Source organism: Actinospica acidithermotolerans (genome assembly GCF_018139625.1).
GTDB classification, from domain to species: Bacteria; Actinomycetota; Actinomycetes; order Streptomycetales; family Catenulisporaceae; genus Actinospica; species Actinospica acidithermotolerans.
This window is the reverse complement of record NZ_JAGSOH010000026.1, coordinates 1-12,976: the sequence shown is the minus strand read 5'-3', so window position 1 is coordinate 12,976 and position 12,976 is coordinate 1. Positions and strand designations below refer to the sequence as shown.

At 70.4% G+C, this 12,976-nt stretch carries 11 protein-coding genes; 5 read left to right on the top strand and 6 right to left on the bottom strand.

Annotated elements, in window-relative coordinates; translation table 11 throughout:
• Positions 1–183: 183 nt before the first annotated feature.
• Entirely contained in the window at positions 184–1,095 is a 912-nt protein-coding gene (locus tag KDK95_RS11680; RefSeq protein WP_212518116.1) for a LysR family transcriptional regulator, read from the top strand.
• Between the two features lie 15 nt (positions 1,096–1,110).
• Here the strand turns inward: KDK95_RS11680 and KDK95_RS11675 are convergent, their stop codons facing one another.
• Genes KDK95_RS11675 through KDK95_RS11665 form a run of 3 tightly spaced genes read right to left on the bottom strand, consistent with a single transcriptional unit; the run spans position 1,111 to position 4,301 of the window.
• Entirely contained in the window at positions 1,111–1,947 is an 837-nt protein-coding gene (locus KDK95_RS11675; RefSeq protein WP_212518115.1) for a carbohydrate ABC transporter permease, read from the bottom strand.
• On the bottom strand, positions 1,944–2,927 hold the full coding sequence (locus tag KDK95_RS11670) for a carbohydrate ABC transporter permease (protein WP_212518114.1): 984 nt from the start codon (positions 2,925–2,927) through the stop codon (positions 1,944–1,946). Before KDK95_RS11670 ends, KDK95_RS11675 begins: the two co-directional genes overlap by 4 nt.
• An 18-nt stretch (positions 2,928–2,945) precedes the next feature.
• Positions 2,946–4,301 carry an ABC transporter substrate-binding protein gene (locus KDK95_RS11665; RefSeq protein ID WP_212518113.1) on the bottom strand — a complete coding sequence of 452 codons (1,356 nt, stop codon included), beginning with the start codon at positions 4,299–4,301 and terminating at the stop codon, positions 2,946–2,948.
• Between the two features lie 398 nt (positions 4,302–4,699).
• Here KDK95_RS11665 and KDK95_RS11660 point away from each other — a divergent pair, with 398 nt between their 5' ends.
• The 4 genes from KDK95_RS11660 (at position 4,700) to KDK95_RS11645 (ending at position 9,714) form a co-directional block, all read left to right on the top strand.
• A complete protein-coding gene (locus KDK95_RS11660; protein ID WP_212518112.1) occupies positions 4,700–5,215 on the top strand; it encodes a carboxymuconolactone decarboxylase family protein in 516 nt (171 codons plus the stop codon).
• Positions 5,216–5,285: 70 nt separating this feature from the next.
• Positions 5,286–6,530 carry a neutral/alkaline non-lysosomal ceramidase N-terminal domain-containing protein gene (locus tag KDK95_RS11655; protein ID WP_212518111.1) on the top strand — a complete coding sequence of 415 codons (1,245 nt, stop codon included), beginning with the start codon at positions 5,286–5,288 and terminating at the stop codon, positions 6,528–6,530.
• Entirely contained in the window at positions 6,527–7,828 is a 1,302-nt protein-coding gene (locus KDK95_RS11650; RefSeq protein ID WP_212518110.1) for a hypothetical protein, read from the top strand. The genes KDK95_RS11655 and KDK95_RS11650 overlap by 4 nt, the downstream gene beginning before the upstream one ends.
• Positions 7,829–7,944: 116 nt before the next feature.
• Positions 7,945–9,714 carry a carboxylesterase/lipase family protein gene (locus tag KDK95_RS11645; RefSeq protein ID WP_212518109.1) on the top strand — a complete coding sequence of 590 codons (1,770 nt, stop codon included), beginning with the start codon at positions 7,945–7,947 and terminating at the stop codon, positions 9,712–9,714.
• A gap of 81 nt (positions 9,715–9,795) precedes the next feature.
• Here the strand turns inward: KDK95_RS11645 and KDK95_RS11640 are convergent, their stop codons facing one another.
• The 3 genes from KDK95_RS11640 to KDK95_RS11630 form a co-directional block, all read right to left on the bottom strand.
• Positions 9,796–10,872: a lactonase family protein gene (locus KDK95_RS11640; protein ID WP_307844316.1), complete on the bottom strand. Its 1,077-nt coding sequence runs from the start codon at positions 10,870–10,872 to the stop codon at positions 9,796–9,798.
• A gap of 158 nt (positions 10,873–11,030) precedes the next feature.
• Entirely contained in the window at positions 11,031–11,882 is an 852-nt protein-coding gene (locus KDK95_RS11635) for an ABC transporter permease (RefSeq protein WP_212518107.1), read from the bottom strand.
• 34 nt (positions 11,883–11,916) lie between these two features.
• On the bottom strand, positions 11,917–12,976 hold a 1,060-nt coding region (locus KDK95_RS11630), incomplete at its 5' end, for an ABC transporter substrate-binding protein (protein WP_306466484.1).

Here is a 12,976-nt window from a genome sequence, read left to right as displayed (position 1 = left end):
GCCGCCTCGCCGCCGTCGTTCAGAGCCGTCGCGGCTCCGGGGTGCCACTCTTTCTACTCCGATCTCGGACGCATCGGACGAACGCTTTGATTGCCGCGAATCGTGATGACAGCTGCGGGGGGACCTGCTCGGAGCGCGCGGCGATGGCCGATGCGCGCGGCGGGGCTAGGATCTTCGCCGGAGGTGCGCGTGGACATCAGCGGACTTGATATGAACGCGCTCATGCCGCTGCATGCGCTGCTCGAGGTCCGGCACGTCACCCGGGCCGCCGAGCGGTGCCACATGAGCCAGCCGACGATGAGCGCGTACCTGGCCAGGCTGCGGCGGTACTTCGACGACGAGCTGATCGTGCGCGGGACCGGCGGCTACGAGCTGACTCCGCTGGGACATCGGCTGCTGCCGCTGGTGACGGAGGTCCTCACGGCCGCCGAGAGCGTCTTCCGCACGCGCGCGGGGTTCGACCCGGCGACCAGCGAGCGGCGCTTCGTGATCTCCTGCTCGGGCTACGCGACCGGCGTGATCGGGCGGCCGCTGAGCACGCGCCTGGCCGGCGCGTCGCCGACGCTGTCCGTGCAGTTCTGCGCGCTGAAGGACGGTTTCGGCGAGCGGGACCTGCTGGAGGCCGACCTGGTGATCGCGCCGCTGAGCTTCAGCGTTCCGGCGGAGAGCGAGAAGCTGTTCAGCGACGACTTCGTCTGCCTGCTCGACTCGGCCAACCCGGCGGCCGCGGATGGGGAGCTCACCGCCGAGCGGCTCTCCGAACTCACGCACGTCGGCGTGACACGGCGCTCGGGCTCGCCGACGATCGCGCACAAGCTCCTCGACGGGCTCGGGATGCGGGCGCGCGTGGCGATGCTGACGGACGAGTGGGCGAACCTGCCGTGGCTGCTGCAGGACACCGACATGGTCGCGCTGCTGCCGCGCCGGGTCGCGCAGCGGGCCTCGCGGTCCGGCGCGTTCACCATCCGCGAGGTCCCGGGCTACGACCGGGCCACGTTCACCGAGTCGGTGCTGTGGCATCCCAGTCGCAGCGCGGACCCCGGAATCCGCTGGCTGCGCGGCGAGCTGCGCACCGCGCTCGCCGCCACCGCCTAGCCGGCCGGGCGGACGTCAGCCGGTCACGCCGCCCTCGGTGAGGCCGGAGAGCACCCGCCGCTGCAGGAACACGTACGCGATCAGCAGCGGCAGGCTCGAGAGCACGACGTGCGCGAACACGAGGTTCCAGGCGACGCCGTGGGTCGAGGTCGAGGCGAACTGGTAGAGGGTGAGCGGCAGCGTGGACTCGTTCGTGTTCGGCAGCAGGAACAGCGCGAAGAAGAAGTCGTTCCACACCGAGATGATCAGCATGACGGAAGCCGTGACCAGGACCGGCGCCAGCAGCGGCAGGATCATCCGCCGGTAGATCTGCCACTTTCCGGCGCCGTCGAGCGCGGCGGCCTCCTCGAAGTCGACCGGCAGGGTGCGGATGAAGCCGGTGGCGAGGAAGACGACGACGCCGAGCCGGGTGCCGGCGATGGTGAGCATGTAGCCGAGCCGGGAGCCGTTGAGGCCGAGCTGGGTGAGCACGTACACGGTCGGGATGATGGCCGGGGGCAGCACGATCGAGAGCGTCGTGCAGTAGTACGCGACGCGCAGCGACCGGGACCGCGAGCGCGCGTAGGACCAGGCGGCCATCGAGCCGAGCAGCAGCACGGCGAGGATCGTGGGGATCGCGATCAGCAGGCTGTTGCCGAGGCCGGTGAAGTACGAACCCTGATCTATCACGGTCCGGTAGTTGCCGACGAGGTTCCAATGCGACGGGAGGCCGAGCGAGAGCACGCTCGCGTCGCCCTGCGTCTTGAACGAGTTGACCAGCAGCATCCACAGCGGGATGCCGATCCACGGCACGGCGAACAGGCCGAGCAGTCCGTACCGCAGCCAGGGGCGTTTCTCGGGCCGCGCGTTCACATCTGCACCTCTCGTCGACGCAGCCAGGTGATCAGCGGGACGGCGGTGAGCACGACCAGGAGCGTGATCACGAAGCCGAGCGAGCTGGCCATGCCGAAGAAGCTCTGGCCGTACTCGTTGTAGAGGGCGACGTTGAGCACGGCGGTCGCGTCGCCCGGCCCGCCTCCGGTGGTGGAGAACACGACGTCCAGGGCGCTGAATGCGCCGACGAGCGTGATGACCACGTTGAAGGTGAGCGCGGGGGCGAGGAGCGGGAAGGTGACGGAGCGCAGGCGCCGCCAGGGTCCGGCGCCGTCGAGGAGCGCGGCCTCGCTGATCCGCTCCGGAATCCGGTTCAGGCCCGCGATGTAGACGAGCGTGACCAGTCCGGTCCACTTCCACGCGTCCACGCACGCGACGCAGATGAGCGCGGACAGGTTGTGGCCGAGCCAGGCGTAGTGGAAGCCGCCGGGCACGAACACTGAGATCACGGCGTTGACGGGGCCGTTCGTGGCGAGCGCGGCGCTCCAGATGTAGCCGGCGGCCAACGGGGATATCAGGACCGGGATGAAGAACAGCGAACGGAAGACGCTGTTGCCCCGGGTGGTGCGCTGCATCGCGAGTGCGAGGGCGAGGCCGACGACGTTCTGCACGAGCATCGAGGTCACCGCGTAGATCGCGGTCACCTCGGTGGCGTGGCTGAGCACGCCGAGCTGCTGGAGCAGGCGGAAGTTCGAGAGTCCGTCCCATGTGATCACCGAGCTGTAGCCGGTCCACCGGGTGAAGGCGAACAGCCCGTTGGCGATGAACGGGATCGCGAAGAACAGCAGGACGAGCAGGATCGAGGGCAGGGCGAAGGCGTAGCGGAAGACCGTGCGGCCACGGCGGCGGACCGGTGCCGCGCTCCCCGGGGCGGGGAGCGCGGCGTCGCCGACGGGGCCGCCGCGGCGGGCACCGCGCGCGGGGCGCGGTGCGCGGGCGGGGGACGTCAGTGAGGGCATGGTGCGATCCGAATCAGGTCAGTCGCCGGCGGCGGCGGAGGCTTGCGTGTAGTAGGCCTCGATCTTGTCGGCGACCGCCTGCGGCGTCTCCTGACCGGCCAGCAGCTTGCCGGACTCGGGGCCGAAGTTGCCGGAGCCGGGGATCTGGGAGTTCCAGGTGAGGGTGGCGCCGTTCCGATACGCGGTGTCGATCTCCTGCATGAGGCCCTGCATCTTCGGCGTGGCCGTGCCGGAGAGCGTCGGAATGGTGCCCGCCTGCTGGATGTACGAGCCGTAGCCCGCGCCGGTGACGTACTCGATGAACTGGATCGCCGCGCGCTCCTTGGTGGTATTCCCGGTCTTCGGCACGTAGTAGGTGCCGAGCGGGCTCGGCGCGTATCCGGCGACGGAAGAGGTCGCCGACACGCCGGTGAACCCGACCGCCGCGTCCACGGTCGCGGTGTCGCCGTCGGCGTCCGCGTCCAGCATCGGAACGCTGTCCGATCCGTTCGCGACCATCGCCGCCTTGCCGGAGAGCACGTACTTCAGCGAGGTCTCCCAGGTGCCGGTGGTGGCGTCGGAGTTGAAGCAGCCGGCGGCCTTGAGCGACTCGTATGCCTCGAGGCCCTTGACGATCGGGCCGTTCGGGTCGTTGAGCTTCGTCTTGCCGGAGAGGATCGAGGAGGCGTAGCTGTCGCCGGTGTTGTACTGGGCCACGTAGTCGAACGAGGAGAGCACCTGCTGCGGCCAGCCGGAGGCGCCCGCCTCGTAGAGCGGGATCACGCCGGGGTCCTTGGCCTTGAGCACCGTGCAGTCGGCCGCCAGGTCGGCGTACGACTTCGGCACCGACAGCCCGGCCTTCGCGAGCACGGACTTGTTGTAGAAGAGCCCGAAGACGGTCGGCATGCCGATGGTCGCGGCGTACGTCTTGCCGTCGAGGCTGCCGGAGAGCGTCGCGAGCTGCCCTTCCTTGGCGACGAAGGACATGCTCGACAGGTCGACCATCGTCTGCGAGCCGTTGAGCGAGAGCAGGTCGGTGCGGTTGCCGTGCCATTCGAGGATGTCGGGCCGGGCGCCGGTGGCCCACTTGGTCTGCACGGTGGTCGGGAACGTGCTCGCCGGGATGTCGACGAGCTGGATCGTGTTGCCCGACTCCTTCTCGTACGCCTTGTAGAGGTCCAGGAGCGCCTGCGGGTCGGCCGTGTTGTGCCAGACGGTCAGCGTCACGCCGGTGACCGCGGGCCCGCCGAACAGCGACGAGTCGGCGGTGCCGCCGCCACTGCTTCCGGCGGCTCCCATGCTGTTTGAACACGCGGCGGTCGCCGCCAGCACGGTCGCGAGAGCTCCGGCGGCGAGTGCGCCGCGTCTGCGGCGGTTCTTCGAGATGGACGTCATTGTCAGCTCAGCTCCTCGATCAATCTGTGGATGGCAACGGCAGGCCCGCGCGGAAGCGGCAGGAGGCAGCGTCGGCCTGGGGCACGGAGGTTGCGAACAGGAAAGTCGCTCAGCGGGTGCGTCGGCGGACACCCGGGCATGGACGACCGTGCCACCCGGGCGCGGGCGATGCAAGATTCCATCCGTGCAATTTATTCGTGCACACATTCGGCGAACCCGCCGGAATATCGTTCATGCAGGTCAAGGCCAGCATGGATGGACCGAAGACGTGCCTTGGCACCTCATAGGGATCCCAGATAGTCGACATCGGGAAACTCCATTTCCTTTCTTCGGCGAATCCCCACATGCTGGAGAACCGTCGGCCCCGTGAATCCACCCCGCTGAAGTCAGGAGCGAACGTGCGACTGAAACCCCTCGAAGCCGCGGCGCCGGCCCAGGGCCCCTTCCAGGTCCTGCTGCGCAGCCCCGAGCTCGGCTCGCGGATGCGCGCGCTGAGCTCGTACTGCATCGCCGACTCCGCGCTGCCGCTGCGGCTGCGCGAGCTGGCGCTCCTGGAGGCGGCACGCGCTTTCGAGGCGCAGCACTCCTGGCACGCGCATGTCGGAAAGGCTCGGGACTGCGGCATCGACGGCGCGGCGCTCGACCGGCTCGCCCGCGGCGAGGACCCCGGCTTCCCGCGACACGACGAGCGATTGGTGCACCGCTTCGCACGGCAACTGCTGCGGAACCACGCCGTGGACGACGGCCTGTTCGAGGAGGCCCTGGAGTGCTTCGGCGAGCAGGCGACGGTCGACCTGGTCGGCTGCCTCGGCACGTTCACCGCCCTCGCCATGCTGCTCAACGCCTTCGAGGTGGACCTGCCGGACGGCGCCACTCCCCCGTTCCCCGGCCCGGCCCACGCGGCGGCCGCCTGACGGCGCGCGCCTGCCCGGCCCGCACCGAGAACATCCGGCACCACGTACCTCCAGCACACAGGAGACCGCCTTGCCCACCCCCACCGAACCGGCCCGGCTACGCGTCGGCGCGGCGAAGTCGGACATCACACCAAGCGATCTCAGCGGCCTGCACCCGATGGGACGGCCCTTCGAGCGCGTGCACGACCCGATCCACCTGCGCGCCCTGGTCGCCGACGACGGCGCCGCCGAGATCGCCCTGATCAGCCTCGACCTCGTCGAAGCCGGCGACATGACCGACGTCCGACGACGCATCGAGGACGAACTCGGCATCCCGTCCGACCACATCGTCATCACAGCGACGCACACGCACAGCGCCCCGCGCATCGGCGACGTCAGCCCGGGAGCGCTGGCGCACGCGGGTTCGAAGGAGTCGCTCGAATACACCGAGACGATCTACGAGGCGATGCTCGACGCGCTGCGATCCGCGCGCGCGGCCCGGCGGCCGGCCACGATCGGGGTCGGAACCGGGATCGCCGACGTGAACGTCAACCGCGAGGTCTTCGCGGACGGGCGGTGGATCCTGGGCTTCGACCAGGACGGGCCCTCGGACAAGGCCGTGCGGGTCGTGCGCTTCGACGGCCTCGACGGCCGGCCGATCGCAATCCTCGTCAACTACGCGGTGCACCCGACTGTGGTGCTCGGAACGGGCGAACTGAGCGCGGATCTCGCCGGAGTCGCGTGCCGTCACGTCGAAGAGTACTTCGACGACGAAGCCGTCTGCCTCTGGACGCCCGGGACCATCGGCGACCAGGCCCCACGCATCGACCTCGGCCTTCCGTTCGGGGCCGCGCCGGACGATAGGCAGGCCGCGCGCGCGTACCGCGCGATGGAGGCGCAGGGGCTGATGATCGGCGCCGAGGCGGTACGGGTCGCGGAGGGGATCTCCCGTACCTCGCCCGCCGCCCGGATCAGGGCGGGGCAGCTCACGATCGAACTGCCCTGCAAGCCAGGCGAGAACGTCATGGAGACCATGCGCCAGCAGGACACTGAGACCGTGCCGCTCCGCCTGTCGCTGTTGCGGTTCGGCGACGTCGCGCTCGCGGGCGTCTCCGGCGAGGTCGTCACCGAGATCGGCGAACGGCTGCGCGCGGCGTCCCCGCTCGCGCACACGCTCCTGGTCTCGATCGCCAACGACCGCATCGGCTACATCGCGGACGACGCGCGCTTCGACCGCCCGGTGCACTCCGTGCGCGGCTGCCCCGTCGTGCGCGGCCACGCCGAGAGCGCCATCGTCGACGGCATCCTCGCGCTACTCGAAGCGAGCAATCCATGAGTACGTGCACGACCGCGACCGCCGCCGCCTCGGCCGCCGAAGTCTCCGCCGCGTCGGCCGACGGCCCGCCGCGCACCACGGTCCTGAGCGCCGGAGCCGGCCGCGCGCAGATCGCCATCCCGGCCGAGGCGCTGCCGTTCGAGGGCTTCCACACCGTGCACGATCCGCTCTCGGCGCGCGTGCTGGTCCTCGACGACGGCACGACGCGGGTGGCACTGGCCGTGGTCGATCAGACCTCGATCTTCGAGGACCAGTTGGCGCGGCTGCTCGGCCTGCTCCACGAGAGCACCGGCGCGGCGTTCGAGCACTGCCTCGCCGTGGCCAGCCACACCTTCTCGGCCCCGCACATCTTCCCGCCGGGGCGGCTGACCGGCGTGGACGCCGCGCGCAACGAGCTGATCAGCCAGGCCGTCGACGACGCGGTGCTGCACGCGGCCGGTGACGCGGTCGCCGGCCTACGGCCTGCGCGGCTGGGCGTCGGCGAAGGCGTGTGCCGGGTAAACGTCAACCGGGACGTGCCCACCGCGCACGGCTGGTGGCTCGGTTCCGACGACGGCGGTCCGAGCGACCACGCCGTCTCCGTACTGCGCGTAGACGACGAGCGCGGGCATCCGCTCGCGCTCGTCCTCAACTACGCCGTGCAGTCCTCTGTCATGCAGTCCCCGGCAGCCCACACCGCGCAGCGCGAGATCAGCGCGGACCTGGCGGGAGCGGCCTGCCGCGAGATCGAGGCGCGATATGGCGATGACGGCGTTGTAGCGCTCTTCCTCCCCGGCGCGGCAGGCGATCAGGCGCCGTACCTGACGACCAGCGACCCGGCGGGAGCCCGCGTGCTGCTCGCGGCCCTCGGGTCACGGCTGGCGCAGGAGGCGCACCGCACCGCCGAATCCATCGCCACCGCCGACCTCACCAGCCCGCTCAGCGTCGTCAGCGAGCACATCGAAGTCGACGCGCAGACCCCGCCGCCGGGGCTGGCCGCGCTCCGGCCGACCCGCGCCTATCCGTACCGCGCAGACGGCCGCACCCACGCCGCCGTCACCCTGCTGCGCATCGGCGACCTCGCGATCGCCGGGCTGCAGGCCGAACTCGGCGTACGGACCGGGCTCGCGCTCAAGGCCGCCTCGACCGCGCCGGTGACCTGGGTCGCGACGATGGTCAACGGCGGGGCCAAGTACATGGCCGACCAGGACAGCTACGACCGGTGCACCTATGAGGCGATGAACTCGCGCTACGCCCGGGGCACCGCCGAGATCGTCGCCGCCAGACTCGGCGACCTGCTGAGCGACGCGGAGAGCTGACCGCGCCGCTCCGGCACGCATCACCTCAATAAACCCTCTTACCCATTCGCAGGCGGGACCGGGCACAGCGTCGTGCGCGCGAAACGTCCATCCCTCCATGCCCCAGGGAGACTCGAGTGAGCTTGCGAAACGAATCAACCCCCTCCGACACCTCCACGGAACGCGGCGCCGGGGTCCCCGGACCCGCCGTCGGCCGACGCGGCCTGCTCGGCGGCGCCGCCGGACTCGCGGCGGGCGCCGTGCTCTTCGACGCCCTCGCGCCGGGAACGGCCTCGGCCGCTGCTTCCTCCGCGCCCCGGTCGTCCACCGCGTCCGGCGGATCGGACCGGCCGTTGCGCACCGAGTCCGGCCTGGTCACCGGCATCCCGGCGGCCGTCGACGGCGTGACCGTCTACAAGGGCATCCCGTACGCCGCATCCACCGCCGGCCCGAACCGCTGGCGCGCTCCGCAGCCGGCCCCGTCCTGGTCCGGCGTGCGCGCTGCCGACACCTGGGGGCCGGCCTGCCCGCAGCCGGTCGACGGCATCCCGGCCGACCAGGTTCCGCCGCTCAGCGAGGACTGCCTGAACCTCAACATCTGGCGCGCGACGAAGTCCGACGAGCTCCGGCCGGTGTTCGTCTGGATCTACGGCGGCCGCAACTCCGCGATGTGGTCGGGCCAGCCGATCTACGACGGCTCGACTCTCGCGAGCAAGGGCGTCGTCGTGGTCACCTTCAACCACCGCGTCGGACCGTTCGGCGACCTCGCCTACCCCGAGCTGAGCGCCGAATCCGGCCACCACGCCTCGGGCAACTGGGGCGTGCTCGACAGCGTCGCAGCACTCGAATGGGTGCACCGCAACATCGCCGCGTTCGGCGGCGACCCGGACCGCGTCACCCTGGCGGGCTGGTCGCACGGCTCCTCGTTCACCAACATCCTGATGATCTCGCGACTGGCCCGCGGCCTGTTCCATCGCGCCCTGCTCTCGTCCGGCGTGCAGTACACGAAGGACCCCTCGCTCGGCCACGTCGCCGGCGGCTACTCCTCGCTGGCCGACGCCGAAGCCAACGGCACCGCGTTCGCCTCCCTGATGGGCGCCTCCTCCCTCGCCGAACTGCGGGCGTTCACCGCCGAAGAGATCGTCGCCAAGGTCTTCGCCGCGGACGCCCCGAGCGAGGGCACCAGCTTCGGCAACGTCCTCGACGGCTACGTGCTGCCGATGACCTACACCGAGGCCATGCAGCCCGGACACGAGATCGACGTGCCTGTCTTCACCGGCAACAGCAAGGACGAGAACGGCGCCTCGCCCACCCTCACCATGACCGTCGCCGACTACGAGAGCTTCGCCGCCACCACCTTCGGCGACCAGGCCGCCGCGTTCCTCGCGCTCTACCCCGCAACTACCGACGCCGAAGCCGCCGCGCAGTACTGCAGGTACTGCGACGACGAGGAGCGCGTCTCCACCTTCCTGTGGGGCACCCAGTTCCGGCTCGCGGCCCGCAACACCAGCCCGATCTACAACTACTGGTGGACCCAGGTCCCGCCCGGTACCGACACCAGCAACCCGATCACCCCCGGTCAGGACGCCGCGGAACTCGGCGCGTACCACGGCTCAGACCTCTACTACATCTTCGGAGGCCTCTCCGGCACCGACCGGCCCTGGACCGCCAGGGACTACGCCGTCGCCGACACGATGTCGTCCTACGTCGCGAACTTCGCCGCCACCGGCAACCCCAACGCCCCGGCCGGCCACTCCCGCTCCCTGCCGACCTGGCCCGAACTGCGGACCAACCGCCCGCTCTCCATGGAACTCGGTGTCGAATTCGACCCCGTCGGCGCCGCCGACAGCGCCGCGAAGTACGCGTTCCTGAAGCGGTACCTCGAGTCCCAGACAACTGCTTACTGAACATTCGCGTACTAGGCCTCGCCTAGAGGGCTGATAAGGGCGCGGCTCCTGTCGGAGCCGCGCCCTTCGCCGTTTCTCCGATCAGGTGCGGACGGCTGCGAACGTGATGCAGTCAGGGCTCGGGATCGAGACCGAGGCTCCGGTGTCGGTGACGGTGCCGACGGATTGGTCGACGCTGAAGACGTTGACGGTGTCGCTCACGAGGTTGGCGACGAGGAGCCAGCGGCCGCTGGAGTGCAAGGCGAAGCTCCACGGACTGGTGCCTCCGGGGGCGGTGCGTTGGATAAGGGTGAGAAGCCCGGTTGCCGGGTCCGCGGCGTAGACGAGCAGGGTGTTCTCGCCGCGGTTGGAGACGTAGACGAAGCGGCCGTCGCGGTTGATGGCGAGTTCGGCGGCGCTCTTGGTGCCGGTGAAGGCCGCACTGTCGGTGGACAGGTCTTGACGCAGGGTCAGAGTGGCCCCGGTCGGGTCCCAGGCGAGGGTCTGGATGTCGGCGGCGAGTTCGTTGACCAGGTAAGCGGTGTGGCCGCCGGGGTGGAACACGATGCGTCGGGGGCCCGATCCGGCGGCTGTGGCGTAGTAGCCGTCGCCGGGGACGCCGTCGGCCGAGAGTTCGTGCCTCTTCCGGTCGAAGCGGCGAATGAAGACGCGGTCGGCACCGAAGTCGGGAATGAGGACGTAGCGTCCGTCCGGGGAGACGACGGTGTCGTGCGCGTGCGGCCCGGTCTGGCGCGGGTTCGGGCCGGAGCCGGTGTCCTGGACGCTGGATGCGAGCGCGGCGAGCGTGCCGTCGCGCTCGATGGGGATCGCGGCGGCGAGGCCGGCCGCGAAGTTGGCGACGAGGAGCGTGTTCGAGGGCTGATCGACGGTGATGAAGGCGAGGCCGCCGCCCGCCGTGTTCGACGGGGCGGTGCCGACAGCTGCGCCGTGGGGTGTGAGCGCGCCGGTCGCGGCGTCGATCGTGTACGGAGTGACGCTTCCGGCGAGATCGGCGCCTGCGACGTAGAGGACGGGGAGGGTCGGATGCGTGGTCGTCCAGTTGGAAGTGATGTCGGCGACGGCGCCGACGGGGTCGAGCGTGCCGTGCGCCGGGTCGAACCAGGCGGCGAACACCTGCGTGCCCTGCCACGCTCCGACGTAGACGAGTTCGCGAGGCACGGTCTGCCCCGAGGCCGAGGTCCCGGCCGGCGATGCGGCCGCGGCGGCAGTCGGGAGGTTGGTCAGCAATGGGACTGCGGCCGCCGCGGCAGCGGATCGGAGCACTCGCCGCCGCGAGGTTCCGGGTGGAATGACGGTCATCGTGGGAAGAGCCCCTTTCAGGCCCGGCGGCCGCGCGCGGCCAGGCCGAGGTGCTTGAGTGCGAAGTTGTCGAGCCAGGTCAGCATGCTGTTGAGGATCAGCGTCAGGGCGACGAGCACGATCAGGCCGGCGAATTCGGAGGCCGCGTCGAGGTTCTCGGCGGCGGTGAACAGTTCGTGGCCCACGCCCTGGGAGCTGGCGATGAACTCGCCGCCGATGACGCCGAGGATGGCGAGCGGGCCGCCGGTCTTGAGCGCGGCGAAGAAGGGCGCGGCGAGGGTCGGGATCGTCACGTAGCTCAGCACGTGGTGCGGCCGGCCGCCCATCACCTGGACGATCTCGACGAGCTCGCGCTCGCGCAGCCGCAGACCGAGATAGATGTTGTAGAACACGACGAAGGACACGCCGGTGGTCGCGATGGCGATCTTCGACCACTCGCCGATGCCGAAGAACAGCAGGAACAGCGGTGCGAGCGCGATCTTCGGGATGCCGTTGACGGCCGCGACGAGCGGTTCGAGGACCTGGCCGGCGAGCCGGAAGGTGCCGAGCACGAGGCCCATCACGACGCCCAGCGCGACGCCGAGGGCGAAGCCGAGCACGATCTCCTCGGCGGTGGTTTGGATGTCGAGCCAGCCAGCGCTCGAGCCGAGGTAGTCGCGGAGCGCGGTGACGACCTCGGTCGGCCTGCTGATCGCGTAGTCGGGCACCAGCCTGCCGCTGGCGAGCTGCCAGAAGCCGATGACGGCCGCGATCGCCAGCACGCGCAGGCCGATGACCAGCACTCCCCTGCTTCGCAGCCGGGCCCGGACGCGGCCGGCCGGCGCCGGTGCTCCGATGCCGTTCGCTGCCTTCTCGGTCATGATCGCCATGGTGTGCGCTCCTTTCCGGGCGTCGCCGTCCGCATCAGGCGACGAATTGGTTGGTCCAGTTGTCACTGGTGATCTTCGCGCCGCTGGAGATGGCGCCCAGGCTGTCGAGGAACGCGAGCGTCTTGTTCCAGTCGCTCTGGCTCATCGAGGCGTCCGCCGGCCAGACGACCTGCCGCAGACTGCTGCCGAGCACGGCGTTCGGGGTGCCGGGCAGCGTGCTGGCTGCGACCTTGAGGACTGCGCCGTCGCCGGCGTGCGCGCTCATGTACGCGGTCGCCTGCTGGATGGCGGCGACGACCTTCTTGACGACGGCCGGGTCGCTCGACGCGTAGCTCTTCGTGACGGCGGTGAACAGGCCGTACCCCGCGTCCGCGGCGGACCAGGCCGGGACCTTCAGCGGATCGGCGACGACGACGCCGTCGCCGGAGTTCTGGATCTCCAGCGGGATCGGCTCTGAGGTGACGAACCAGTCGATCTGGCCGGTGTTCAGCGCGGTCTTGTCGGCGGAGGGGCTCGGCAGCTCGATCCAGTTCACCGTGCCCGGATCCACGCCGTAGGCCTTGAGGTAGATCCCGGCCTCAGCCTTCGTGTTGGAGGAGCTGTATCCGGCCGTCGAGCCGGCGAGCGCGGCGGCCACCGTCGCCGCCGGGCTCGAGGAGCTCAGGTTGTGCGCGGCGGCGAACTTCTTGCTGACCACCAGGCCGAGCGGATTTCCGCTGCCGATCACCGAGACGGCCTCGATCGGCAGCTGCTTGCTCACCGCGGAGACCATGTCCAGCGGGCTCGCCGTCAGGAACTGGACGGAGCCGGATTGAAGGGCCGCGATGCCGGTCGACGAGGTCAGGGTCACGTACTTGACCTTGATGCCCTGCTTGGCGAAATAGCCCTCGGCGTCGGCGAACTTGACCGGCACGTCGAAGATGTTGCCGCCGACGCCGATGGTCACGGTCGTGGTCCCGTCGGCGCTGGTGGTCGAGCCGGCCGCGCTGACGCAGCCGGCGAGTCCGGCCGTCGCCAGGACGAGAGCGGCGGTCAGGGCGAGGCCGCGGAAGCGGCGGCGCGGGTGCGGGGTGCTGGGGTGCGGGGTGAGGCCG